This window comes from Maridesulfovibrio salinus, from assembly GCF_055394525.1.
The window spans coordinates 3,496,465-3,522,941 of sequence record NZ_AP042461.1 but is presented as its reverse complement, the minus strand read 5'-3'; the positions used below and the strand labels follow the sequence as shown (position 1 = coordinate 3,522,941).

General features: G+C 50.9%; 18 protein-coding genes and 2 tRNA genes. 12 read left to right on the top strand and 8 right to left on the bottom strand.

Going from position 1 to position 26,477, the window contains the following annotated elements; genetic code table 11:
* Nucleotides 1–57 precede the first annotated feature (57 nt).
* From ACZ5PW_RS16170 to ACZ5PW_RS16160, 3 genes are all read right to left on the bottom strand, one after another.
* On the bottom strand, nt 58–756 hold the full coding sequence (locus tag ACZ5PW_RS16170; RefSeq protein ID WP_464555566.1) for a FadR/GntR family transcriptional regulator: 699 nt from the start codon (nt 754–756) through the stop codon (nt 58–60).
* A 241-nt stretch (nt 757–997) separates the two neighbouring features.
* Complete coding sequence (locus ACZ5PW_RS16165) at nt 998–1,279, bottom strand: GIY-YIG nuclease family protein (RefSeq protein WP_464555565.1); 282 nt, start codon at nt 1,277–1,279, stop codon at nt 998–1,000.
* A 49-nt stretch (nt 1,280–1,328) separates the two neighbouring features.
* Nucleotides 1,329–1,949 carry a LysE/ArgO family amino acid transporter gene (locus ACZ5PW_RS16160; protein ID WP_464555564.1) on the bottom strand — a complete coding sequence of 207 codons (621 nt, stop codon included), beginning with the start codon at nt 1,947–1,949 and terminating at the stop codon, nt 1,329–1,331.
* Between the two features lie 102 nt (nt 1,950–2,051).
* Here ACZ5PW_RS16160 and ACZ5PW_RS16155 point away from each other — a divergent pair, with 102 nt between their 5' ends.
* The 3 genes from ACZ5PW_RS16155 (at nt 2,052) to ACZ5PW_RS16145 (ending at nt 3,293) form a co-directional block, all read left to right on the top strand.
* Nucleotides 2,052–2,942: a LysR family transcriptional regulator ArgP gene (locus ACZ5PW_RS16155; RefSeq protein ID WP_464555562.1), complete on the top strand. Its 891-nt coding sequence runs from the start codon at nt 2,052–2,054 to the stop codon at nt 2,940–2,942.
* A gap of 87 nt (nt 2,943–3,029) precedes the next feature.
* Nucleotides 3,030–3,106, top strand: a tRNA-Met gene (locus ACZ5PW_RS16150).
* A 110-nt stretch (nt 3,107–3,216) separates the two neighbouring features.
* A tRNA-Met gene (locus tag ACZ5PW_RS16145) sits at nt 3,217–3,293 on the top strand.
* A gap of 187 nt (nt 3,294–3,480) precedes the next feature.
* Here ACZ5PW_RS16145 and ACZ5PW_RS16140 read toward each other — a convergent pair.
* Nucleotides 3,481–4,569 (bottom strand): TIGR00341 family protein, encoded by a 1,089-nt coding sequence (locus tag ACZ5PW_RS16140; RefSeq protein ID WP_464555561.1) that lies wholly within the window; start codon nt 4,567–4,569, stop codon nt 3,481–3,483.
* 173 nt (nt 4,570–4,742) lie between these two features.
* Here ACZ5PW_RS16140 and ACZ5PW_RS16135 point away from each other — a divergent pair, with 173 nt between their 5' ends.
* The 3 genes from ACZ5PW_RS16135 to ACZ5PW_RS16125 all read left to right on the top strand — a co-directional run bounded on the left by ACZ5PW_RS16135 (nt 4,743) and on the right by ACZ5PW_RS16125 (nt 6,978).
* A complete protein-coding gene (locus ACZ5PW_RS16135) occupies nt 4,743–5,768 on the top strand; it encodes a succinylglutamate desuccinylase/aspartoacylase family protein (RefSeq protein WP_464555560.1) in 1,026 nt (341 codons plus the stop codon).
* A gap of 36 nt (nt 5,769–5,804) precedes the next feature.
* On the top strand, nt 5,805–6,347 hold the full coding sequence (locus tag ACZ5PW_RS16130; RefSeq protein WP_464555558.1) for a DUF3750 domain-containing protein: 543 nt from the start codon (nt 5,805–5,807) through the stop codon (nt 6,345–6,347).
* A gap of 97 nt (nt 6,348–6,444) precedes the next feature.
* The gene (locus ACZ5PW_RS16125; RefSeq protein WP_464555556.1) at nt 6,445–6,978 is read left to right on the top strand and encodes a dihydrofolate reductase family protein; all 534 of its coding nucleotides are present in this window, start codon (nt 6,445–6,447) and stop codon (nt 6,976–6,978) included.
* Nucleotides 6,979–7,378: 400 nt separating this feature from the next.
* On the opposite strand, the gene ACZ5PW_RS16120 is transcribed toward ACZ5PW_RS16125, so the two are convergent.
* Complete coding sequence (locus ACZ5PW_RS16120) at nt 7,379–9,181, bottom strand: methyl-accepting chemotaxis protein (protein WP_464555554.1); 1,803 nt, start codon at nt 9,179–9,181, stop codon at nt 7,379–7,381.
* A gap of 536 nt (nt 9,182–9,717) precedes the next feature.
* Between ACZ5PW_RS16120 and ACZ5PW_RS16115 the strand changes: the two genes are divergently transcribed.
* The 3 genes from ACZ5PW_RS16115 (at nt 9,718) to ACZ5PW_RS16105 (ending at nt 13,214) form a co-directional block, all read left to right on the top strand.
* Nucleotides 9,718–10,458 (top strand): transcriptional regulator, IclR family protein, encoded by a 741-nt coding sequence (locus ACZ5PW_RS16115; protein ID WP_464555552.1) that lies wholly within the window; start codon nt 9,718–9,720, stop codon nt 10,456–10,458.
* Between the two features lie 108 nt (nt 10,459–10,566).
* Nucleotides 10,567–12,102 carry a choline-sulfatase gene (betC, locus tag ACZ5PW_RS16110; protein WP_464555551.1) on the top strand — a complete coding sequence of 512 codons (1,536 nt, stop codon included), beginning with the start codon at nt 10,567–10,569 and terminating at the stop codon, nt 12,100–12,102.
* A 14-nt stretch (nt 12,103–12,116) separates the two neighbouring features.
* Nucleotides 12,117–13,214: an anaerobic sulfatase maturase gene (locus ACZ5PW_RS16105; RefSeq protein ID WP_464555549.1), complete on the top strand. Its 1,098-nt coding sequence runs from the start codon at nt 12,117–12,119 to the stop codon at nt 13,212–13,214.
* A 194-nt stretch (nt 13,215–13,408) separates the two neighbouring features.
* Here the strand turns inward: ACZ5PW_RS16105 and ACZ5PW_RS16100 are convergent, their stop codons facing one another.
* Nucleotides 13,409–13,921: a DUF2087 domain-containing protein gene (locus tag ACZ5PW_RS16100; protein WP_464555547.1), complete on the bottom strand. Its 513-nt coding sequence runs from the start codon at nt 13,919–13,921 to the stop codon at nt 13,409–13,411.
* Between the two features lie 505 nt (nt 13,922–14,426).
* Between ACZ5PW_RS16100 and ACZ5PW_RS16095 the strand changes: the two genes are divergently transcribed.
* Entirely contained in the window at nt 14,427–15,356 is a 930-nt protein-coding gene (locus ACZ5PW_RS16095; RefSeq protein ID WP_464555545.1) for a hypothetical protein, read from the top strand.
* 92 nt (nt 15,357–15,448) lie between these two features.
* Here ACZ5PW_RS16095 and ACZ5PW_RS16090 read toward each other — a convergent pair whose 3' ends face one another.
* Together ACZ5PW_RS16090 and nhaB are read right to left on the bottom strand one after the other, a co-directional pair.
* Complete coding sequence (locus ACZ5PW_RS16090) at nt 15,449–19,123, bottom strand: hypothetical protein (protein ID WP_464555543.1); 3,675 nt, start codon at nt 19,121–19,123, stop codon at nt 15,449–15,451.
* Nucleotides 19,124–19,590: 467 nt separating this feature from the next.
* A complete protein-coding gene (gene nhaB, locus ACZ5PW_RS16085; RefSeq protein WP_464555542.1) occupies nt 19,591–21,213 on the bottom strand; it encodes a sodium/proton antiporter NhaB in 1,623 nt (540 codons plus the stop codon).
* A 645-nt stretch (nt 21,214–21,858) separates the two neighbouring features.
* Here nhaB and ACZ5PW_RS16080 point away from each other — a divergent pair.
* Complete coding sequence (locus tag ACZ5PW_RS16080) at nt 21,859–24,804, top strand: PAS domain S-box protein (protein WP_464555540.1); 2,946 nt, start codon at nt 21,859–21,861, stop codon at nt 24,802–24,804.
* Between the two features lie 281 nt (nt 24,805–25,085).
* A complete protein-coding gene (locus ACZ5PW_RS16075) occupies nt 25,086–26,216 on the top strand; it encodes a hypothetical protein (RefSeq protein WP_464555537.1) in 1,131 nt (376 codons plus the stop codon).
* Nucleotides 26,217–26,477 lie beyond the last annotated feature (261 nt).

Sequence of the window (26,477 nt, the reverse complement as noted above, 5' to 3'; positions counted from 1 at the left end):
GGCCCCAAAGATCAGCACGGTTCCGTTTTCCGGTGGATGAAATAATATGTTTATGCACTAAGTGCCTTGGCTGTTCTTGCGTTCAGCGGCAAGCTCCACCTCGGAGATATGCTGCCGCATGACCTTGCGGGCTGCATCGGGATCACGGTTTTCAAAAGCCTCAAGCAGTTTGAAATGCATGCTTATGGATTTTTCCTGACGGTCCGGAGTCTGAAGAATCTCCGATCTGCTCTCCATCATGATCTGGTTGAGCGCTTCCATCATTTCAGGAAAAATAGAATTTCCCGTGGCACGGGCAATCTCAAGGTGGAACAGGGAATCAAGGTCACGGGCGTTATTGCCTTTGCGGTCTTCAATCTGCTGGTTGCAGACGATTACCTTCATGCGGTTCAGGGTCTCATCATCAATGTATTCAGCGGCGAGCGCGGCCATTTCAGGTTCTATGACCCTGCGGAACTGGAAAATATCGTTGATGCGCTTCTTCTGGGCCGCAAAAACACAGGTGAACGCTTCGGCAATGTCGCTTGCTTTTTCTGTTTTTATATAGGTTCCGTCACCGCGGCGGCTTTCCAGAAGATTTTTCTCAGCCAGAGATTTTATGGCCTCACGCACCGAGCTGCGGGAAACTTTGAATTTCTCCGCAAGGGTTCTTTCAGCGGGCAGCCTGTCGCCGGGATTGAGTTCTCCGGAATCAATCAGCTCGGCAATCTGCATAGCTACTTTCTGGTATACGGGATTATTTTTCTGTTTTTTCAAAATTGGACCTGCCAATTCCTGTTTTTGGTTGAATTGGTCTGACCAATATCATTTGCTGTGGGCAGGGGCAAGACAAAATAAAGGCGGCACTGCAGTTAAATACAGTGCCGCCTTTATTTATGAATGAGTGGGTTATTTGAGCCTGAAAAATTGAGTTATTAAGTTGCGGGATGCGGGTTGGACCTGTCTTGGGCTCGGTTAGCCCGGAAAAAGGGTGACTGGTTAAAATCTGGAGTCAGCTTTAATCCTTCTCGGCATTTTCCATTTCATCCCGCGCAATGGATTTGAGGAATGATATTTTGATTGCGGCCTTTTTCCTTTTGACCGCGTATTCCGCCCGGTAGGCCGAACGTTTGTCCGGAAACATTTTAAAGGTTTCCATTTCCACCGGAAGCCGTGCCCGAGTGTATTTGGCGCCCTTGCCCGAGTTGTGCTCTTCAAGCCTGCGCCGGGGATCGGTGGTTACTCCGCAGTAGAGTGAATTGTCGCTACAGCGGAGAAGATAAACATACCAGTTGCTCATACACGGTTTGATACATTCCCGACCGCTTCCGGTCAAAGGGCATCATGCTCTAAACACTCATTGCTTTCCGGGCCAGACTGTAGGCGATGGTCCACATGGTTATGCCGATGATTGTGTCAAGGATTCTCCATGTCTGCCGCCTGCGGAACAGGGGCGCCAGTGCCTGACCGCCGAGGCCGAGGGTGTAGAACCACAGGAAAGAAGCGGAAATGGCCCCGAACCCGAAAGCGTAGCGCCCGTCTCCGCTGTACTGCCCGCTGATGGAGCCCACCATGACGACCGTATCCAGATAAACGTGCGGGTTCAGCAGGGTTATGGCCAGAGTCAGGGATATGAGGGAGCGGACGTTTGTTTCGCTCACTTCGTCTTCATCAAGCCTGCCGCCTTTCATTGCCGAACGGAAGGAGTTGAAGCCGTACCAGCCCAGAAAGGCGGCGCCGCCCCATGCGGCCGGTTTCAGAAGCATGGGATTGGCGGCAATCAGTTCCCCGGTTCCGAGCACTCCGAGAGTTATGAGCACCGCGTCACATATCGAACAGACCAGACAGACGGTGAGATGGTGATTCTTTCTGATGCTCTGTGAAAGTACAAAGGCATTCTGGGCCCCGATGGCGATGATCAGCCCGGCCCCGGTCCCGAGCCCCTGCATATATGGAAGGATGAGTGACATTCTTTCTGCTCCTTTTGAATGATTTCGATCAAGGTATGCAGTCAGCTGAAATTAGTAAAATTAAATATTTTCATTTCTCATTAGTTTTACTTATAATGAGGCATGCTCGATAACAGATATCTTGAAGCCTTGGCGGCAGTGGTGGAAGAGGGCGGCTTTGACAGGGCCGCGCGTAAACTGCATCTGACCCAGTCCGCGATATCGCAGCGGATTCGCAATCTTGAAGAACAGGTAGGTCAGGTGCTGGTGGTGCGCTCCGTCCCGCCCGAACCCACAGAGGCCGGACGCAGGATGATCAGGCATCTGCGGCAGGTGCGGCTCATGGAGCACGAACTTGAGGAATCATTGGGGATTGGAGATCCCGGTGATTTTGTCACTCTGCCCGTGGGGGTGAACGCGGACAGCCTCGCCACATGGTTTATCGATGCCCTTGAAGATTTCATGCACGAGAACAGGGTGCTGCTGGATATTTACGTTGATGATGAAAACCGCACCTATGAGATGCTCAAAAACGGAGAAGTCGCGGGATGCATCGGTACTGACAAAGGGAAGGTCAAAAGCTGCCGGAGTCAGTTTCTGGCTGCGGTGGACTACCTTTGCGTATGCACGCCCGGTTTTCTGGCCCGCTGGTTTAAAAACGGGTTCAACCATGAAAGTGTCAGCAGGGCTCCGGCGGCGGTATTCAACCGCAGCGATGAAACCCAGTCCATGATGCTGCGGAAGATTTTCCCGGGGCGTGAGCTGAGCCACCCCATCTTTTATGTCCCTTCATCGGAATCATTTGTTGACGTTGTCAGCAGGGGGCTGGTCTACGGGATGGTTCCGGAAATGCAGGCTGAATCAGGGATCAGGTCCGGAAGGCTAGTTGAAATTATGCCTGAAGCAAGAGTTCCGGTGAATCTTTACTGGCACTCATGGAATATTGATAATCCATTGTTAAGCCAGCTTTCCCGTACGCTTAGTGAGTATTTTGATTCAACTTTCAGGAAGTAAAAAGGATAATATTTAAAATAAGTTAAAAGAATGAATAAATGCTGTTGACACCCCTATGCCTAACATGTAGACATGCTCTCACGTTGGCGCGGGGTGGAGCAGTTTGGTAGCTCGTCGGGCTCATAACCCGAAGGTCGTCAGTTCAAATCTGGCCCCCGCAACCAAAGCAGCTTAATGCTTTTTGTGCTGACCCAAGTTCTTTCAAATTTTAGAAATTATCTTAAAAAAGTGCTTGCCTTTAATTTAGCTTGCACGTAGATACATTTCTCCGTGGCGCGGGGTGGAGCAGTTTGGTAGCTCGTCGGGCTCATAACCCGAAGGTCGTCAGTTCAAATCTGGCCCCCGCAACCATAAGTTAATAATAAGGTTTGTGATCAAATGATCGCAAACCTTTTTTTTTGCGCTTTTTTATGTGCCGGAGGGTGGGGTGGACTGTAAAGTTGAGGGGATACACCGAAGCAAAGGGGAGATTCATGTTCTCGGAAAATATTTTACCGGAACATGAATGACCGCTGCTGAACCGGCGTAAGCAGGCCGCTTACGGAACCTGCCATGGAACAGTGCCGGGCAGTTTGATCAGTTCAAAGTAAAGCAGCAGGGTCAGGATCAGGAGCATCAGTCCCCAGAAACAGGCTATTCGCAATGCGGTGGATTTGGCCTGTTTTCTTTTCCTCCATGGCAGCGGCAGCACTCCCTGAAGTATGAAAGTCACCACTCCGGCCAGATTCAGGCAGATTATGTTGGTCAGAAAAAGTATGGCCGCTCCGGCGGCGTATTCGGTGAGGCCCGCCCCGAGGAAAAGGCCGCAGGCACTTAACGGGGGCAGCAGGGCCAGTGCCACCATCACTCCGACAAGGGATGTCGGGACTCCCAGAGTGAAGGATATGATCCCGGCGGTTCCGGAAATTATGGCCAGCAGGATGTCGTAGAAATCAATGGAGCTTCGAAGCATCAGTTCGGGCGATATGGGCGGCAGGTTTACTGCCCATCCTATGCCGTAGGCGATGGCCAGACTGAGCAATGTTCCCGCCGTGAGTGTCTTGAGTGCTTCAACAGCAAGTTTTGCATCTCTGAGAGTCGCGGCCAGACACAGCCCCACATTGGGACCGAGCAGAGGGGCTAGAACCATCGCTCCGATTATTACCGCCACATTATTGCGCAGCAGTCCGATGACCGCCACTATCGTGGAAAGGAACACCAGCAGCACATAATTGTAATTAAACAGTGAAGTGTCCAGAATGTCGGTATAAAGCTCCTCCCTGCTGATGCGTCCTATCTTGTTTGCGTTGTTATCCCCGTTGCCGTTTTCACTATCGCTGTCATTTCCGTTCCCATCGCCGTTTTTACCGTTATTTTTCTCTATGGTTTCAAGACGCGGAAGGGTGGCTTCCACCGGGTAGATCACTATGCGGTAGTCTGATTTCCATGTAAAAATATTTTCAAGTTTATCCAGAACATTCTCGGATTCCTGCACGTCCAGAATCATGCGGAATGAAAGAGATGATTCCTTTTCAAGCGGAGCCGACCAGAAAACGTATCCCTCATCCGTGCACTGTGATTCGAGAGTTTTTTCCACTTCATCCTTATCTTCCTTGGGGGTAATTATTTCAATCAGTCGCAACGGCATCTGGACTCCGTGGTTATTGTGGTTATATGCACTTCGGCGGCATGGCATGATTCAGCGCGGAACTCTGTCCGTGCTTTTCAGCCGCAAAGATTTCGAAGCCTATTGTTCATGTGGATATTATGATTATGCTGTATTATATGCAGATATAAGAAAAAAAGGAATACAGGAATAAAATGAAAAACTCCGCGATTGAAATATGCGGCCATGTTGTTGCTCCCGGTTCCGGGGCGACTGTGTCTCTGCCTGTTCCGGATTCGTATCTGGGGCAGGGGCTGAGCATGCCTGTGCATGTCTTTAACGGAAAGAAGGCGGGGCCTTCCCTTTTCGTGAGTGCCGCTATTCATGGTGACGAGCTTAACGGCATTGAGATTGTCAGAAGGCTTACCCGCTTGAAAAGGCTGAACCGGATCAGGGGAACGCTTTACGCCATTCCCATCGTCAATATCTACGGGTTCATGTCCAATGCCAGATATCTGCCGGACCGCCGGGACCTGAACAGGTTTTTCCCCGGAAAGTCGGGCGGTTCCCTTGCTTCCGAGCTGGCCAAGGTGCTGTTTGACCATATTGTGGGGCGCTGCCAGTACGGGGTTGATCTGCATACCGGATCGAACCACCGTGTAAATTTTCCCCACCTGCGCGGAGATATGAAAAATGAAACTGTTCTGGCAATGGCCAAAGCTTTCGGGGCTCCGCTGGTGCTGGACGGTGAAGGAGTTGAGGGAACCCTGCGCAAGGCGGCCTATGACTTAGGAGTGAAAACCCTGCTTTACGAAGCCGGGGAGGCTCTGCGTTTTGATGAATTTTCCATCAGGGCGGGGCTTCGTGGAATATTGTCGCTCATGGAACATCTGGAGATGCTGCCCGCTTCCAGAAAAAGCAGTGCTCCCCTTGATCTGCAGGTAGCGGTGGGCAGTTCATGGTGCCGTGCCCCGGAGAGCGGCCTTTATCTAGCCAAGGCCAAGCTTGGGCAGCGGGTTAAAAAAGGCGAGCTGCTGGGATCGGTGCATGATCCCATAGGCAATTCCTCGTGCGAGCTGCTTTCGCCCCGTGACGGTGTGGTTATAGCCCACCAGGCGCTGCCTTCGGTTTACAAGGGTGACGCAATGCTGCATATCGCCTGCTTTGAGACTCCGGCAAAGGCCGAGGCCTCGGCGGATGAATTTTCAGAAATAGTGATGGATCAGGAATCCGTCATTTAGCTTTAAGATTTTCAATTTACAGAGGATGGTTGAATAATGAACAGGAATGTTAAAAAGATAATATACTCAATGATGGTTCTGCTCGTCCTGCTGGCGGGATGCAGCAGTGGAGACTGGCGCACAGCCAGCCGGGAACCAGCCGGAATCGCTCCGGACCCGGCATCCACGCCTGAAGCGGTTATTCAGGTCTACGCCGCCTCCACATGGGGCTGGCGGGGCTGGTTTGCCGTGCATACCTGGATTGCCGCCAAGAAGAGCGGTGAAAAGGAATATACCGTTTATGAAGTGATCGGCTGGCGTATGAAACGCGGGCTGCCCGTGGTCAGGATTGAGCGTGATGCTCCAGACCGTTACTGGTTCGGGGAAAAGCCCGAACTGCTGGCCGATGTGCGGGGCGCGAAAGCTGATGAGCTGATCAGCAGAATTGATTCCGCCGCCCGGACATACCCGTGGAGTGACACATACAAAGCTTTTCCCGGACCCAACAGCAATACCTTCATAGCATGGATACTTGAAAAGGTCCCCGAGCTTGGAGTGGAGCTTCCCTTTTCAGCTATCGGCAGCGGGTACAGCGGCTGACGCACCTGCTGTTTTGTAAAGTGAATTGTCAGCGGGGGGGCACCTTGAAGAATCTCACGACTGCTGAAGGCTGCCCCCTTCCAAAGAAGGTAATATAATGTCAAACAGAGTCTTTGTCGGAACCAGCCTTGATGGATACATAGCAGATCGCAATGGCGGTCTTGAATTTCTTGAAACCGTCCCGAATCCGGAAGGCCATGACCTTGGTTTTGTCCCGTTCATGGAGAGCGTAGATGCGATTTTGATGGGACGAAAGACTATGGATGTCGTCCTTGAGTTCGATGGTCCATGGCCGTATTCAAAACCTGTTTTTGTGCTGAGTTCTTCGATTTCGGCGCTCCCCGAATCATTGGCAGGTAAAGCTGAAGTCGTCTCAGGAGATATTCACGACATAGTGGAAAGATTAAACGATCAGGGTTTCACGGATCTCTATATCGATGGGGGGAAGCTCATTCAAAGCTTTTTGGCTGAAGATATGATTGACGAACTGATCGTGACCCAAATCCCCATATTGATAGGCGGTGGTGTCCTCTTGTTTGGCGATCTTCCCGACCACTTGCAATTTGAACTGATCAGCAGTGAAGTGCTGTTGCAAGCTCTCGTTCAGTCCCATTACAGGCGCAAGCGGTAAAGTGGATATGTGGATGGCTCACCACGATGCTGGCGATTATTGGAAAAAGAAAAGATAAATTATTCACCGCTCACTCCAGTATAAAACAGGAAGGCCCCCCGGCAAAACTGCCGAGGGGCCTTCCAGACTGCTGATAAAGCACCATCTGCGTCGTAGCTGCGGAAAAAACTGAAACTCACGTATGCTTAAATACGCTTCGTTCCAGTATTTTCCTTGCGCCTAGCATATGATACTTTCTCAACAGTCTGATGATTTTGATAAAGCACCATCTGCGTCGTAGCTGCGGAGAAAACTGAAACTCACTTATGCTTAAATACGCTTCGTTCCAGTATTTTTCTTGCACCTAGCATATGATACTTTCTCAACAGTCTGATGATTTTGAGTTTGTTGATCTTCGAATTTAGCCCTTCATACGTTCGGTCATTTTGTTCAGTGTCCTGATCTGGGCGGACAGGTCTGTTACTACCGTTTTGGAAAGGGACATGGCATTCGATGTTTCAGAGGAAATTTCACTGATGTCGGTGATGCTGTGGCTGATCTCTTCGCTGGCGGCTGAGTGCTGGTCCGCCGCAGTGGCGATGGACTGAACCTGCGCTGTGGCATCATTAACCAGTTCAACTATCTGGCGCAGGGAGTCCCCGGAAGCGTTGGCCAGTTCAGTTACCTTTGAAATCGTTTCCACGGAATTTACTGTGGTGTTGATGTTCTTGCGCGCTTCATCCTGAATGTTCTTTACCGCGTTGGCCACATCATTGGTGGCGGTCATTGTCTTCTCCGCCAGTTTACGGACCTCGTCCGCAACAACCGCGAAACCTCTTCCTGCGTCTCCGGCCCTTGCCGCTTCAATGGCGGCGTTGAGGGCGAGCAGGTTGGTCTGGTCGGCAATATCGTTGATCACGTTGATGATTTCACCGATGCCTTCCGCCTGACTGCCGAGGCTCTTCATGTCGGTCATGAGTGTTTCGGCCTGTGTGGACACTTCGCCCATGCCGTCCACCGCCTTGTAAACAACGTCCGCGCCTTCCTCCGCCATGCTGCGGGCCTTGTCCACGGCATGCGCCGCGTCAGCCGCGTTGCGCGCCACTTCAAGCACTGTGGCGTTCATTTCTTCCATGGAGCTTGCGGTTTCTTCCACTCGCTTGGCCTGTTCAACGGCTCCCACGCTGGACTGCTCAATCTGGACCATGAGGTTTTCAGATGCGGAGGAAACCGAATCAACCACCTGATCAAGCTGAATTGCGGCATCGATTAGTTCCGAAGCCTTGGATTCCGCCAGTTCGTTGGCGGCGTTCGCTTCCTTGGTGGCCTTCATGGCTTCTTCAGCGGTGCGTGCTGTTTCCTGCTCTTTTCTGGTGATCTCGGCAATGTTGTTCTGCAGGGATTCCGCCATATCGGAAAGGGCTTCCTGCAGCTGGCCCAGCTCATCCCTGTTCCTGATTTTCAGGTCGGTTTTGAATTCACCGGACGCGATTCTGGTTGCCGCTTCCTTGGTCTCGATTATGGGGGCGATGATGCTTTTGGTAACGATTATTCCAAGGGGCAGCAGTATCAGCAGAAAAATAGCCGCGGAAGCTCCGGCCTGAAAAAGCAGGGCGGTCATGTTCAGATCATCCATCTCTTTTCTGATGAGTGCCGCCTGACTGTCGATATTATCAATATATACTCCGGTTCCGATCCAGTAGTCAGTGCCGGGAATCATTGTGGCATAGCCGAGCTTGGGCATGGGGCTGGCGTGGCCGGGTTTGTCCCACATGAAGCGGACGAAGTCACCGCCTCTTTCAGCGGCTCTGGCAAGTTCGCGCACGGAGTACACATTATCCTTGCCTTTGAGGTTGCGCAGGTCCTTGCCGTGCAGGGAGGGTTTAACCGGGTGGGCAGCGTTAACGGTTCCGCGGTAGATGAAATAGTAGCCGGAGGAGTCCTCTTCAAAGAAGGCGTTTTTGATCATTTCTCTGAAAAGCTCGACTTTCTCATCCTCGTTCGAGATTCCTGAAGCGGCACTTCCCAGAGCTTCGGCCATGGTTGTGACAGCCACCTTGATCTTGTCCTTGTGGGCATCAAGCATGATTTCCTGAGCCTTGAGGGCTTCTTTGTCGGTAAGAGTGTAAGAGGAATATACACTTATGCTAATAGTAATTAATGACGCTAATATAGCGATACAGAACAATACAGCGAGTTTGCTGCGTATAGACAGGTTGTTCACAACGTATCTCCCGATAGTTCAGTACACAGGCGGGTACTGATTTGATTGTGATGAAAATTGTTAGTGGAAAGAACTGGTGCTGTGTCGGATGAAATGCCAACGGCAGTTGTTTCGATCCGGCAAATAAAGAAAGTCTTTGCCAGCGTGTTCTGAAAGATATCTACCCCGACCCGACGGATTTAAACATACATTCAAGGATTTGAACATACATTCAATGTAGAAGTAACAGAAAATTTTTAATTATAAAGGTTAGCTGTGAAATCATACTGGATAATGATTCACTGCTTCCTTTGAATTCTGAAAATATTGATATCGTTTTTCATTGTCAATTGTAAATTTTACGGCAGGCGAACGATATATCCATATGTAAAAAGTGGGTTATTGACTGTGCGGGAGAAAAATACTCGGTCAGTACGGTAAAAACAGGAGTTAATAAGTATATTATTCTTTCAATGTTGGCTTTGCCCGGTTTGACAAACGGATATTTTCTCGTATGCTATACATATAAACACTTAACTATAGATATGTATAGTAAAATGAAAAAACAACAATCATTGCTGACTCGCGCAATACGGGTAGTGGACGCGGTAAGTGCTGCTCCTGAGGGAATCAGGTATTCAGATGCGGCTTCGGTTCTGGAAAACCCCAGCCCTTCCACCGTTAGTAAAATCCTGAAAGAGCTTGTGGGGGAGGGGGTGCTTCAGAAAAATTCCGAGGGCCGTTATATTCTCGGGAGCAAGGTCTTTTTCTGGGGCAGAGTCACCCGGACCCAGAACACGCCTATCAAGATTATCAGGGAGCAGATGCGTGTGCTTCGTGAGCGCTATCAGGTCTCGGTCAACCTTTTCAGTTGTACCGATCAGACCATGTTCTGCCTTGAAAGCTACATGGATGAGCACTCTCCGCTGATATATCCGTCAGGAACAAGCCTGCCGCTCCATCTGAATGTTATGGGAGCTATTTTTCTCATTTCTCCGGAGAATCTGGATAATCCTCTTTTTCTTGAAGGTGAGGCCGCGAAAAACGAAGAACCTGTCTCTGTCGAGGACCTGCGATTGATGATCGACAGTGCTCTGGAAAGCGGAGTGCAGGATGATTACGGGATCTTTTTTCCGGGACTGCGGCGTTTTGCCGTTCCCATCCGTGAAAGGGGAAGGACCATAATGACCCTTGGGGTGGGCATATCACGGCGAAGGGCCGAGATTGGAGAACTCCCGGAACTTATCAGCAGGGATCTTCTGGCTATCCGGGACTGGATTGAATCGTCATTTGAATAAGCTTCGGGGCGGAAAACACAAGAACATATAATTTTAAATGAATGCAGTCCGCGGCTTCAATGCAAACGGCTGCCGAAACTGGAAATGTAAAAGCGGGAGCATAATCACATGAAATCAGAAAGACCGAACATTCTACTAATTCAGGCTGATCAGGTCTGTGCCGAGGCCCTTAGTGCCTATAGTGACAAGGCAGCGGCCAAAACACCCAATCTGGACGCTCTTGCCGAGGACGGAGTTGTTTTTGAAAGTGCCTACTGCAACAATCCCATCTGTGCTCCGTCAAGGTTTTCCATGCTTTCAGGCCAGCATACTTCAAGGATCAGGGCTTATGACAACGGTGCGGAGTTCCCTGCCGATATTCCTACCATTGCCCATTATCTGCGCGCGGACGGCTATCAGACCTGCCTTTCAGGGAAGATGCATTTCGTGGGCGCGGACCAGCTGCACGGGTATGAGGAAAGGCTGACTACTGACGTCTATCCCAGCGACCACGGCTGGACACCGGACTGGAGCAGGGCCGAAGAGCGCATAGACTGGTGGTATCACAACATGGACAGCGTGCGTGAGGCCGGTCCCTGTGAAAGAACCAACCAGATCGACTTTGATGACGAGGTGGCATTCAGGGCAGTCCGTAAGGTGTACGATCTCGGACGCAGCAGTGATTCCCGTCCTTTTTTTCTGACAGTTTCCTTTACCAATCCCCATGATCCCTATGCCTGCCCCAAGGAGCACTGGGACAGATATGACCATGACTCCATCAACATGCCCGAGGTAGGCTACCTGCCCGACGGTGAGCTTGACCCCCACAGCATAAGGCTTCGCGAGGCCTACCTGCAGACTCCTGACGCGGTCAGTGAAGAACAGGTCCGTAACGCGCGCAGGGCGTACTACGGGCAGCTCAGCTATGTTGACGATAAGATCGGGGCTATCCGCAAGGCCCTTGCCGATACCGGACTGGACCGCAATACCCTGATCGTATTCACCTCCGATCATGGCGACATGCTCGGTGAAAAGGGATTGTGGTACAAGATGTCCTTTTTCGAGCAGTCCGCCCGGGTTCCGCTGATTGTAAATTACCCCGGCGGGTTTTCCGGCGGCAGGATAGGAGAACATGTTTCACTGGTGGACCTGATGCCGACTCTGCTGGATGTTTCCGGCAGCGGATACATGGAAAATCCTCCTGCTCCCATGGACGGGGACAGTCTTATCCCGCTCATTGAAGGTTCCGGCTGGAAAAATGAGCGCAGCGTGATTTCCGAGTTCTTTGCCGAAGGGTCCTGCGGTCCATGTTTCATGGTAAGGCGTGGAAAGTACAAATATATCCACGCCGAACCGGACCCCGCACAGCTCTATGATCTTGAAAACGACCCTCGTGAACTGAATAATCTGGCCGGAAAAGACGGGTATCAGGAAGTTGAGGAAGCCATGAGACAGACGGTCATGGATCACCAGAATCCCGAGAAGGTGAGGGAGAGTGTGCTTGCAAGCCAGAAAAGGCGGATGCTGGTATTCAAGTCCCACATGACCGGTAATCACACCCCCTGGGATTTTTCTCCGAGGCAGGACGCTTCGTCCCAGTACATGCGCAACCATCTGGACCTCAATGAGGTCGAGAGCGGCGCGCGTATTGAATCCATACGCTGACGGCAGGGGTAAATTTGGATTTTTCTCTGCTTGTAAAGCCCGTGGGGGCTGCCTGTAATCTGGCCTGCAGCTACTGTTATTACGGTCCGTCCAGAAAAAGAGACTCCGGCAGTCCGAATCTGTCGGGGGCCATGAGCGATGAGGTGCTGCAACGCACCATCAGCGAGTACATGGCTACCGGACAGTCGGTTTATTCAATGGTCTGGCATGGCGGTGAACCGACCCTGCAGCCTGTTTCATTTTATGAAAAGGTCATAGACTTTCAAAAGAGTCATGCTCCCCGCGGGGCGCGTATCTCCAACAGCCTGCAGACCAACGGAATCGCCATTACCGGTGATCTTGCCGCGCTGCTTGGCCGATACCGCTTTCTGTGCGGAGTGAGCATGGACGGTCCGGCGGAAATACATGACCGCTACCGCCTCACCCGCCGTGGGGAACCTACCCATGAACTTGTGCGTGAAGGTCTGCGCACTCTGCATGCAAACTCGGTAGCCACGGACACCCTTGTGCTGGTCAATTCGGCCAATGTGGATGACCCGGCCGGAACTTACAGGTATCTGCGGGATACTGGAGCGGAGCACTTGCACTTCATACCCTGTGTGGAGTGGGACGGGGAGGGCAGGCTGCGGCCCGAGGCAATCAGCGACGGACAGTGGGGCCGATTCATGTCCAGAGTTTTTCACGAATGGTACGCCAACGATATCGGCAGGGTTTCAATACGTCTTTTTGAATCCGTATTGGCAAAGATCGTACAGGGTGTGAGCATCGACTGTTACAACAGCGGCAGTTGCGACCGCTATCTGCTTGTGGAGGCCAACGGTGATGTCTATCCCTGTGATTTTTTCACGGATAGATACCATCTGCTGGGCAATATCATGGATATGTCCTTTGAAGAGATTCGTAATTCCAGAAAATACAGGGATTTTGCCGCATTGAAAACAGCATGGGCAAAGGAATGTGATGACTGTGAATTTGTTGAGCTGTGCATGGGGGACTGCCGCAAGTATCGCCTCGGCGGAACCGGGCGCAGCTTTCTCTGTGAGGGCTGGAAAGAATTCTACAGCCGCACCCTGCCTCATTTCAGCCGTCTTGCGGGGAGGGTAAAGGGATAAGTGTCAACATTGCCCTTGGTTATTGTTCTGCGCAACTGCGGATTTGCTTCACGGCTGTCCGTGGATTGCGCAATACCTGCCGGGGACAGGATATAAAAAACAGGCCCCTGCGTTTCAAATTACACAGGGGCCGTTGATTTAGGGGGTTGTCTCCGCCTCTTTCCAGCAGGTCTGCCGGAAGGGGGAGCTGCGGACTAAAGGATTTTGAACAGCTCTATGGCTTCAACCGGAGGAGTAGTCTCCACTCTGCGGTATTCCGTTCCGTCCGGGGTGCGGCTTATCAGGCCGTTATCGACCATCCAGCGGCGCAGCAGCACATGATCGCAGAAACTGTGGTTCAGGATCAGCTGTTCATCCAGTTCCAGTTCGGTCATGGCGGTGCGGGCGGGCAGTCTGGACCAGAGTACCCAGAGGCAGAGCATCCGCTGATTGTGTTTTTTGGGCCAGCGGTTCAGGCGGCCGTCCAGATCAAAGTAACGGGTGGCTTTTTTTACCCGTTTTGCATCAAAGCTTGACGCCTCGGCCTTGCACGGTTCTTCACGTACGGCCTTGAGATGCTGGAAGTTGCGGTATCCTCCCGCTTTGGCGAGCAGGTTGAGCATTTCAACATGTCCGGGCACATGACCTGAATTATCAAGTTCTTTGCGCAGGTTGCGGGCAAGGTTTGAAACGTCGCTGATGTGCAGTGATAATGGTGTTCTAGGCATAGCTTATCCTCGTTTTCGTGCCTACCGCAGAAAAGGGATTGCCGGTGGTCGCCGACTTCCGACTCGGCACGGGATAAGTGTCGGACGGGATATGGTGATGGCAGGTTTAGCTCCCCAAAGGGGCGGCGACGCCTCGGTGAACTGCCGACCGGGTTTTCTGCATAACCGAGATAGACCAGCTTGGCAATAAAAAGAAATCAGCAAAAATTGGAAACAGGGAAACCGCAATGAGTATGCAGGTATCTGATTTTGGGAGAATTATCCTGTTTTATTTTTCAGTTTCCGGCTTGTTTCTGCTGCTGCACCAGGCTCTGCCGCATAGTGATGGGTCGGAAATAGTCCGCACAATCTGCAATTCGGTTATATTTGTATTTGTTAGCCCTTTCATTTCATCTTCCATAAAAGTGGTTCCTGAATTTCGTTGTTGATTATATTGATTGTGGCCTGATTATAATGGTACGGTAGTGATCTGATAAAGTCTTTTTACAAGTGAAAGGAGATCATATTGGCCTGGAGACACTGCTTTATTATATCCTTTATGATGGTCATAGCCGTCATTTCACTGAATATCCGCTGTATGGCTGACGAGATTGTTATGGTGAACGCGCATGAGTATTCTCCTTACCAGAATCCCGACCAGACCGGATTTCAGAATGAACTTGTCAAAGCCGCTTATAAAGCCTCGGGACTTTCCGCGGAAATTGATATCCTGCCGCCCAACAGGACTATCCGTACATTTTATGTTGGCGGTTACGCTGTCTGCGCGGACGGCGAAACCCTCAATGACTTGAAGAAAAACGAGCAGATGGAAGTGACGAAAGTAAGTTACTGGAACGTTCCGCTGGGGCTGATGTACTACAAGCCGAACCTGACTCGTGAACAGTTGCGCAACCTTCAAAGTGCAAAGGATTTTTCAGATATCGATCCTTCGTTCAGGATATTGAGCTATGGTGGATACAATCCATTCAATGAAGCCGGGTTCAGGGGCAGGGTGGTAATCAAATCAGAGAGTCCGCAGCAGACATACAAGATGGTCAGGGCCGGACGTTATGAACTGGGCTTTGAGGTTCTGGGAGTAACACCTTATTTTGTGGCTGAAACTTCACCTGAAGATCTCGAAAACTGGGGATTTCTAAATTTCTGGCTTTATATTCCGCAGTATATGGCCTTCAGCGGCAGGCACACCAAGGGCGCGTTTTATGAGAGGAAATTTCGGGAAGGCTTGAGTGTAATAAAAAAGAACGGCAAATATCTGGAAATATATGAGAGACTCTACGGAAAAAACAATGTTCCGGAGTCCGCCATTGATGATCCTTACAATGAAGTCAGCCCCGAAGACCAGTCCCGGATTGTCAGGGACAGTGATTTCGATATGGCTAAGTTCCTCAGGCAGGAAAGGGATGAGAGCGGTTCTATCGTCAGGTTTGTGGATTGAATCAGTGACGGGGAGAATTAAAAATCTCAAGCGGAATATGCATACTGCATTTTCCGCTTGAGATTTAATTGTTTATTCTGTCAGGCTTATTTTTACTTGAAACGGCTGCGGAAGAACGCTGCCACAGGAGCAAACGCCAGCATCAGCCATTCAAGGCCCAGGGTCTGGGCCGGGTTGAAGACACAACCGGAGCTGCCGCCACTTGAAATGGTTCCAAGAACAGCGGGGTCGGTGATCTTGCCGTCAACGTTGTCATCATCGTAGGGGCTGCCGTCCGCCAGTGCGAAGTATACAGCGTAGGTTGTGCCGGAAACAAGGGTGTCACCGGGGCCTACTGCTCCACCCGTTGAAGTTGTGATCCAGAAATCTCCGGAAGCCGGGGTTGCCGGAGCCGCACCGAGACGTCTGTAGGTAAGGTTGTCTCCCGCTGCCTTCAGCTTATAGAGAATCACATTGTTGAAATCGTAATTCTCAGTGGGGGTGAAGTTGAAGGTGAATGTGTGGGTGGAGCCGCTTGTTACACCTCCGGTGGTGGTGAACTGCTGAACCTCACTCACAACGGCCATATCGGAGGGAGTTCCGTAGGTCTTTGCCAGAACATCCGGAGTTCTTTTTACCGGAGTCTCAGAGCTGACAACTGCGCTGTCGTCAGTGTTGGGGCTGACTGAGCTGTCCTTGCTTCCGCCTCCGTCTTCCGAGTCGGAGCCGCCGGAGATCTCGTTCAGGTAGGAAGTGCTGTCCGCACCGACCGCAAGGAGATATTCGCCTTTGGCGGAACCGCTGATATCAGCAAGTTCAACGCCGGACCTGACGGTTTCGGTGGTCCATCCATTGGTGTTGGCATTGTAGGTGTGAACCTTGCCCGCATCGTCAGTGGTGTAAAGGAAGCCTTTCTGTGCCCAGCAGGAGGTCAGTTTCGGGGTTCCGGTGATTGCGGGCAGGTTGGTTGCGGAGCTGCCATCGTATTTTACTGCGTAACCATTGTCCCCGACAGCATAAATTTCGTCACTGGATACCGCGACAATATCATTGAGGGTTTCAGTGTTGGTGATGTTTATTATGTCCAATGTCCACTGATCGCCCGAAGGAGAGCTCAGCTTATAAAGCTTGCTTGTCGCAATTGCATAAACGGTATCTGAATCAATTGCGCTCAATGCGGCCAGAGAGCCGGGAATAGATCCCGCTCCCGAGACGCTCTGTTGTGTATAGGCGATCTGGTTGCTGCCGGAATCCACTGTTCCTTTAACAAAACCGTTGCTTGCGCTGGCAAAGTAAATGATGGAGCTGTCAATGGCCTGCATGTCATTGATGGTGCCTACAGAGCCTGAGCTTTTACTAAGCTGGGTCCATTCAGTGGCAGTCAGGTCTTTCCATGCGAGGTCGCTTCCGAAGCTGCCATATGCTGCAAAAACCTTATCTCCGGCACCGGTGATTTTAGTCAAATCGTAAGAACCGAAGAAAGAATCGTTGTAGCGTTTTTCTTTCCAGGCGATGGAGCTGGCACCCTCTTTAAGGGTTCCGTTGTAGAGCAGGCCGTCCTGACCACCGACGTAGATTTCGCTTTTGGTGGCATTGAAAACACTGGAGATCTTTGTGCCGACCGGAAGTGCCCCGTCAGGAACTGCGGTGGTGTAGGAGTTTCCGGTGGAGTAGCCCAGTTCATCATAATCATAAATAGCGATTTTTGTCCCGGAAGCTGCAATGCCTGCGATGTCGCTGATACCTAAGGAATTTTCGACATCTTCATACCTTTCCCAGCTGCCGCCTTCGGTGTAGTGCCAGACTTCAGGATCAGTTGCTCCGCCTGGATTGAATGCCACGGCCATGTTAGTTGCAGATCCGGAAACGTCACGTACTTTAGAAGCCGCATCAACGTCGGTTGCAGGGCAGTCAAGAGCTTTGATTTGTATTTCATTTGAAGTGACATCGGCATCAGCCTGATCAGTAATCAAATGTAGTTTCCCGTCAGATGTAACAAGCACGACACCGCCTGTCACAGGGAATAATTTATCAGCGGTCACATTGCCATTATCAGCAAGGTATGTGGTGATTACGGATACTGCCGTCCAGCCCGGTCCTACTTCTGATTTACTCAGATCCAGAGTTTCAGTATTGCCCGGGGACTGAACACGGGCGTAGACGGTTGTCTTGGTAGCTTTATCAACAGCGTAAAGACCATTGGTTGATGCTGCTAAAGATTGTATTTCTCCAGTAAGCCCAGTGCCTGCTCCCATGAATATTCCTGAAGTGCTGGCGAGATCTCTGGCTGCAAAGCTTGCACCCCGTGCTTTGAAGAGAACAGGCTCGCCATTGAAATTTGCAACAGCGAAATGGGGTGTCTCCTGACCTAAATCCGATGTTCCGGGAGCGTTTGTCGTGTCTCCAGCTTTATAGGTTATAACGGATCTACCATCCATGGAGCTGCTGTATTGGGCAACATAAGTGTCTCCGCCAGAGGTTGTGCCGATGACAACTCTCGCTGCCATGTTGGGGGTAGCTCCGTTGGCGGGTGCAAGTGATGCCTCAGTCCAAGCTGAGTTGGGGCTGGAGGAACTGTAGAGCTTGTTGGTGGTGCCATCGATCATGTAAAAGACAGAGCCCTTTGAGATGAGTGCCCTCGGTGAAGGTGTACCTGAGCCGGGAAGGCCGGTGACGGAACTTATATCAGACCAGCACTCCTCGGAGCCGTACATGGACGCACCGTTGTTACCGGAAGCAAAAGCCCTTTTGATAGCACCGCTGAAGACAAGGTTTACATCGTTCAGGTCTTCGGTTGTGCCGCTGGATTTAGCTACTGCGGTAGTGTCCGAAAGACGGAACAGGGTTCCTTCGGCGCCGGAAATGTAACCGAGATTGCTGGAATTGTTGTACTCAACTGAAAGCAGGTCTGCGGTTCCGGTGTAGGCGGTGGTTCCATCCGCCTGTTTGAGGTCAAGCTTGGCTACTCCGATATTTGCAGTCGCTCCGGAAAGGTCCTGCGCTCCTTTGACAACTGCGGCGGTGTCACCGACTGCGTACCATGAGCTTTTGGTATGGATGGCCATGTCGTTGATGTTCGGGCAGTTTTCGACATTAAAGCCTACAACAGTGTCACTTCCGATGGTCACGGTGTACACGTTGTTGGCGTTGCCGTTGCCGCCGCCTTTACCGAAAACAACGACTTTGCCGTCTTCCCCGGTCAGGGCTTTAATGCCGGTGATACCTGCGGTGGCTATGTTTTCACCTGCGAGGTCGGCTGCTGTGACATTCCATGAGCTGGCAGATTGATCGAAATAGACAACAACACCATCTGCGGTAGTGATCACAATGTCGCTGTCGCCTTCACCGTCTCCACAGGCAGTAATCCCGACAACTTTTTTGCCTGCAATGGCACTTTTAGCCGGATCAGCTATTTCCACTGTGTTCCATGCTGCACTGTCGGAGCTTTGTACAAGTTCTCCGGTTTCGGTAACTGCCCAGTAAAATCCGCTTGTTGTGGTTTCATATACAATATCTGCGAAATCACCGGCAACCGGGATTGCTCTTTTGCTCCACTGGGGATCACTTCCCTTCATTGAGCTCGTGGACATCCGGTATAGCTTACCTTCCGAACCGACAATGACCATGCCTTCTGAACGTGTTGTATCGACTGCTCCCGCAGTGATGTTTGTAGCCAGTTTATTCGGCGCGTCAGAAGTCCATGCCGCGAAAGAAGGGCTGGAAAGAGCACAGGTTCCGGCAATGGCGGCCACGGTGAGGGCGGCTTTCATTTTTTCGTTTATATTCATTAACAAATTCTCCTCGCGTACAAAATATGTTGCCGTCTATTACGGCAGCATAATTGTGTGTCCTGGGCTTTATTCAGCTTTGATGATGGCGACAAGAATCCAGTTGCTGCTACAATTGCCAGGTCACTGTTTACGAAATATACTTGCCCTTGGTTATGTTATGCGCAGCATCTACCATGTTTTTTTTTGTGTATATACATATATATAAAATAATATAAGTATCAAAAAATAGACAAAAGGAATTTTTGCCATGGCGTATAGGAAATTAGTTTCCGGCTTTTGGAGAGATAGGTGATTTATACATTTATAAAGCGGCTTTTCCGGGCAGAAAAAGCAGTAAAACCGGAATTACTTTTCTGGAATTTGGCGGGAAAATTAAAAAGGGTCAGCCGGAAAACGGCTGACCCTTGGTTTTACGAGCGGACCAGAAGGGGATGGTCCTTCGTAAGGAGTAGGGTGAGTGAATTCTATAAGAACAGGTCCACCGCCAGAAGTCCGGCAATGGACATGGTGATTGTGTAGGGCAGTGCCAGCAGGACCATGCGTCCGTAGGACAAGCGGATGACCGGAGCCAGCGCGCTGGTCAGCAGGAACAGGAACGCTGCCTGTCCGTTGGGAGTCGCCACGGAGGGGATGTTGGTCCCGGTGTTGATGGCAACGGCGAGGCGGTCGAACTGGGCCATGATGCGGCCCGCCTGTTCTGCAGCCTGCTGCGGCAGTGCTCCGAGAACGTCCGCGCGTGCGAGGTGCGGGTCGGTGAGCTTGCTCATGAGTTCCTGACCGGTCATGCCGATGTTGGGGATTGCTCCCAGAAGCTGGGTGAAGTGCAGCTTGGTTTCGGAGATGTAGACCGTGGCCACGAACACGTTATCGGAAATGGCGGAAAGCAGGCCGTTGGCGATGTAGTAAGCGGCAAGCTGAGCCTGACCCTGCAGGCTGAGTACATATTCAATGATCGGCGCGAAAAGGTGCTGGGAGTGGATAACCGCCACAACGGAGAAGAAAACGACCAGCAGCGCGGTAAAAGGCAGTGCCTCTTCAAAAGCGTGGCCGATGCGGCTTTCCTCGATAACCCCGGTGAAGGCGGTCAGCAGCACGATGATGGAAAGACCTGTGATACCCACCGCGGCCAGATGGAAGGCGAGGGCGATGATCAGCCATACACCGGTGGCGGCCTGAATCATGATTTTCATTTTTCCGGCTTCGCCCTGTTTCTCTTCTTCGCGCATTGCTTCTTCAAAGAGGAAGGAACGGATGTTGCCGGGCAGTTCAGCTCCGTAACCGAAGATCTTGTATTTTTCGACACCCACGCAGGTCAGCATGCCCACGATTAAAACAGGGAAGGTTACCGGGGCTACTTCAAGCAGGAAGGTCATGAAGTGCCAGCCCATTTCGTGCCCGATAAGCAGGTTCTGGGGCTCACCGACCAGAGTGCAGACTCCGCCTAGAGCGGTTCCCACAGCGCCGTGCATCATGATGTTACGCAGGAAAGCGCGGAATTCCTGAAGCTCTGCACGGTTGGTTTCCTTGAGGTGCAGGTCGGAGGCGAGACTGTGCGAGCCTTCGCCGGACTGCTGGGAAATGAAGCGGTGGTAGACGGAGTAGAAAGCGTAGGCCACCGAGATGATAACCGCGGTAACGGTAAGGGCATCAAGAAAAGCGGAAAGGAATGCTCCGGCTCCGCAGAAAAGCAGTGAGATTTTCTGCTTGGACTGCACATTTACCAGAATACGGGTGAACGTGAACTGCAGAAAGTCTTTCATGAAATAGATACCAGCGACCATGAAGATCAAAAGCAGGATAACTTCAAAGTTGTTATGAGCTTCATGATAGATGGTTTCCGGAGTGGTCAGTCCGATGATGACCGCCTCCATGGCCAGCAGTCCGCCAGCCGGAAGCGGGTAGCACTTGAGTGCCATGGTCAGGGTGAAGATAAATTCGGCGATGAGCGCCCATCCGGCGATAAAAGGCCCCGCTGTGGTCAGCAGGATCGGGTTCAGGATCAGGAATCCGATGATGGCCATCTTGTACCACAGGGGGGCATTCCCCAGGAAGATGGACATAAAGGTCTTAGCCTTGTCTCTGGTCATTGGTCTCTCCATTTTTTCATCAGTAAAACCGGGCCGGGATGAAGTAGAAGTCCGGCATTCTCCGCAGGAATTGGATTTAGGCCCGCGCTGTTGCGGAAAATGCTTTCAGCAGGAAGATCGCACAAGGGCGGTGCGCACTTGTGGAGGAAGCCGTGCTGGCGACACGGCCTGACGCATGCATGCGGGTGATCTGTGAATCAGGTCCGCAAGTGCAGGCGCAGAGTGCATAAGAAGGGGAAAACCTATCCCTTTCGGAGGGTTTTATATGCCTGAGTTGAATCGGTGTCCAGTCGTGAAACATTAAATCGGGGTATTATGTTATTTTTGCTTTATAATTGTTACAAAATTCACATTTAATTGCTCTCAGGGCAGTAAATGAAAGGGTCCGTGCTTCAGGTGGTGTTTAAAACGGAACATGCTCAAAAAGAGCTGGGATGTTTTTAGAAGGTGCAGGAAGATCAAAAAGCGGTCTGCTACAGGGCTGGGTATTAGTGATATAAAGTTATTCCCATTGCTTCGGAGCTAAGTGGAGTAACAGTTCGGGTTGCGTAAAGTGGTTTACCGATGTAATCTGCAAGGTAATATCCATTCTTAGCATTTCGTCAGCTGATTACGTTTTTATCACATTCACAGGACTCTATATATATGCACTTTGACTATGAAGCCCTTTTTGAAAAGTCCCATGGAGGGATTTCCGTGTTAAGCGGAGGCAGGATACTGCATTGCAATTCAGCTTTTGCCGGCCTTTTCGGGTACACTTCCGAACAAATGCTTTCCATGAGTTTTTCCAATCTTTTCCATCCGGAATATGCGGAGCGGATGGAAGTAGCCATAGCCGGATGTCTTGCCATGAAAGAGGAGCCCGTGCGCGAGTCCCTGAAAGGGATTGCCGCTGACGGTTCCGAATTCTGGGTGGATATTTCCCTGAGTCTGGCGGAAGGGGTGGATGGTCCTGCCGTGCTTTGTTTTTCAAGAAATATTACGGGCTGCAGAGAGGCGGGACTTGAAAAAGACCGGAAGTTGCGGCGGCTGGAGACTGCCCTTGATATCGCCAATGAGGGCGTATGGGACTGGAATGTCCAGACCGGGGAAGTGTATCTGAACTCCACATGGTTCACCATGCTCGGCTATGAGCCTGACGATTTCCCGCAGGAACTGGATACATGGCAGAATCTGGTCCACCCCGATGATATCCTCACCGCCAAGGAATGCCAGCTCAGTAACTGTAATGAAGCCTATCCCCTGAAAACTTCCTTCCGCATGCGCACCAAGTCCGGGGAATACAAATGGATCAATTCCAGATGCAGGGTGGTTGAAAAGGATTCTTCAGGCGGGACGGTCCGCCTTATCGGTGTCCATGAGGAGTTTACCGAGCGCAAGGAAGCTGAAGATGCCCTGAAGGAAAGCGAAGAGCGGTTCAAGGCACTCAGCAACGCTTCTTCCGGCGGTATTCTGATCCATGACAACGGAATCATAATTGATTGCAATAGCATGCTGGAAAAAATAACCGGCTATTCCCGGGACGAACTTATCGGCATGGACGGTCTGATGCTTGTGACTGAAAGTTCCCGGCCTGTCATCACGCGGAAGATGGCCGAGGGGTATGAAAAAACATACGAGGTCACCGGGCTGAGGAAAAACGGTGAAGAATATCCCCTGCATCTTGAAGGCAGGAATATGCCTTACAAAGGCAGGGTGGCCCGGATTGTCGAGTTTCGGGATTTTACAGAGAGCCATAAAGTCCGCAGGGAGCAGATGGTTCTCAAGAGCCGTCTGGAAGCCCTGTGGCATGTCTCGCGAATGGTTGAGGCAGACTACGAAGCGCTTTGCGACATGATGCTCAGTGAAGCACAGTCCATGACTTCCAGCAGGTTCTCATTTTTCGGTTTCGTAAAAGACGGAAGGCTTGAATTACAGATTTCTTCACGGGAGGTCATGGCGGAATGCGCTCTGGATGATAAGCAGCCCAGTATTGAGATTGAAGACAGCAGCCTCTGGGCCAGAGTGGTTAATAAAATGCGCCCGGTCATAGTGAATGACTACCAAAAGAGCAGCATTGCCAGACACACTTCTCCGTATGGGCATGTTCCCATTCTCAGGGTTCTTCTGGTTCCGGTGGTTCTTCATGACAAGGTCGCGGCCATTGCAGCCGTGGCGAACAAGGAAGAGGATTACACCGATGATGACGCATCCCAGCTCAGCGCGTTCGTCAACAATATCATGATTCTGATTGATCGCCGCAGGATCGAGGAAGAACTCAGGAACAACGAAAAGAAATTGCACATGGCAATGGAGATCGCCTCCATGGGGCAGTGGGAACTGGACATGGAAAAAAAGGAATTTCTGTTCAATGACCAGTTCTACTCAATTTACGGAACCACCGCCGAGGCCGAAGGCGGAATGCTCATGTCTGCCGAGGATTACGGCAGGAATTTTATCCATCCCGAGGATTACGAGCTTTATTCCGGGGAAATCGAGCGCATAGCCAATAACGAGTATGCACACTCAACCGCTCAGGTGGAAAACCGCATTATCCGCAGGGACGGTGAGGTCAGGAATATTGTTGTGCGGTTCACTGTCCTCGGGGACGGTTCAGGTAAAAACAACCGAGTCCTCGGGGTCAATCAGGATATTACCGAGCTGCGGCGGACTGAGGAGGAAGTGGTAGCCCAGAGAAGAAGACTGTCCGACATCATCCGCGGGACCAACATCGGAACATGGGAATGGAATGTCCAGACCGGAAAGACCGTTTTCAACGCACGCTGGGCCGGAATTATCGGTTATACTCTGGAAGAAATTTCGCCCACGACAGTCGACACATGGATGAGCTTCTGCCATCCCGATGACCTCGATGCTTCCAAAGAACTGCTGAACAGACATTTCAATGGTGAACTTGATCAATATGAATACGAAGTACGCATGAAACACAAGGAAGGACACTGGGTCTGGGTTCTCACCCGGGGCAGGGTTGCTTCCTGGACTAAGGACGGGAAACCTTTGCTTATGTCCGGCACGCATCAGGATATCACCGAACGAAAAGAACGTGAGGAGAAAATACGTTATCTGGCCACACATGATTCCCTGACCGGACTCCCTTCGCTGCGTCTTGCAAGGGACAGGATAGAGCAGGCTGTTTTTTCCGCCAGAAGGAAAAATATGCTTTCGGCTATCTGTTTTGTCGATCTGGACGGGTTCAAATCGGTAAACGATACTCTGGGCCATGATGCCGGGGACGCGGTGCTTATTGAAACCGGGGAGCGTCTCAAATCCTGCGTACGGGAAGTGGATACGGTGGCCCGTATCGGTGGCGATGAATTTCTGGTGGTACTGTGCGAGCTTAAGGAAAAAGATGATGCGGGAATGGTTGCCGGGAAAATGATTGAAGCTGTCCGCAAACCATATTCGTACAAGGGAAATGAAGTGCAGGTTGGAGCCAGTGTCGGGATTTCGATCTGGAGTCCTGAGATGGATGAAACTGATGCTGAAGAACTGCTCAAAAAAGCTGACAGCGCCATGTACGCCATCAAGAAATTCGGAAAGAACGGCTACGCCTATGCAGACGATATGGAAACTGAAGAATCCGGTAAATAACTTTTTCTGTTTATGACATGTAAACTTTTTATGTCTTATGTTTAGTTTAATGATTGTTTATCATGGAATCCAGTCTTTGGTAAAAGGGCGGCTGTTGAACGCAGGCTGCCCTTTTTGTTTGATAATAGTGTTGAAATTTTAGTTTAGTTAATTTAAACATAGTTTTTCACGGCATTACGAGATTCTGATTATGCCGGAAAACAAGATTTAAAGGCCTTGTCTGTAACGTACTGATTGAAAGATTGCCGTATGCGGCAGAATATATTTTTGGAGTTTGAACAGTGAGAAGATTTTTATTTGCGGTTGCCCTGATCCTTTGCATGGCGGTTCCGGCTCAGGCCGAATCCCTTGAAGATATCTGGGGTGATGTGCACCCGCTGCTGCATGAGGCTGTTGCCGATCTGGCCAAAAAAGCCGACGCGCCCGATGCTGACTGGAATCCGCTAAAGGATGACAAGGAAAGTCTGGACCGCAGAATCAACAAGCTTTTAGACGAATGCATCGAGATTCTGGGTATTTCAGATATGTCCGAAACCAAGCGGGCGATTCAGGAACTCCGGGACGATTCTCAAAGGTGCAGTGAGCAGATAGCCGAACTTAAAACCGAACGACTGGCCGCGCCGCATAAGGTTGAGAAGTGGGAGGTCTGGAAGAAAGATGCCGCCTCCATCGACAAGGAAGTTGAAGATCTCAAGCAGCGCCGCAAGGAGAATGGCGAGCGGGTTGAAAAACTCATCGACCAGTTGATGGACGAGATGCGCGCAATAGGCATGAAGGTGGACCGTGAGCAGGTGGAGACGCTGGTCTACAGTGTTACCGGAAGCGATGATGTGCAGCTTGTCTCGGTCTTCAACAACGTCAAGCTGATAACCGCCGAACTCCAGCGCCTGACTTCGGAAGCCAATGAGAATATCGAGATGGCCAAGCGTTATTACGGCATGCACACCATGCTGCTGCGCATCCTGCTCAACCTCTACGCCCATTATGAAGACAAGATCAGTGACGTATACCTTGTCCGCATAAACGATATCATCGAAAAGCAGAAAGTTCTGATCGAAAAGACCAAGGCCAGAATCCAGCAGGAACCGGCCAAGTATACCATGATCTACAAAACCAACCTCATAGCGCAGGGGCTTACCGTGCGCACCGCGTACCTCTATGCGGACTACCTTGAAAAGAACAGGCGCCGGATTTCCACGGCAAAGGCCGGAGTGCAGGATGAGTACGAAGTGGCTCTTAATACCTACGAAACCGTGCAGGGGGCGCACAGCCTGATCACCCTGATGCGTAATGCCAATTCCATGCTGGACCGTCTTTCGGAATTGCAGACCCCGGAACTTATAGTGTTCAGGAATACTGAAATGAAAAACGAGTTCAAGAAACTTACCGGAATGATAAATAACGGTAAGTAGGGACGGGCGGAACAAGAGCATTGATCCTTTTCCGGTAAAATCCTTTATTGTCCTGTAATCATTAATGAACTGATTAGAACGGCGTGCCCCGGATCTGCCGGGGTGTTGAACAGGTTTTGCTATAAATATTAGCAACATGGCGGTGCTTCCGGTGTATTGAACATCGGGAGCACCTCTTTTTTTGCCGTCCTTATAAATAATCCTTGAAGATTGTTTTTTACTGACCGCAATGTTATAGAGTTTTTAATCTTTTCTCTTTTA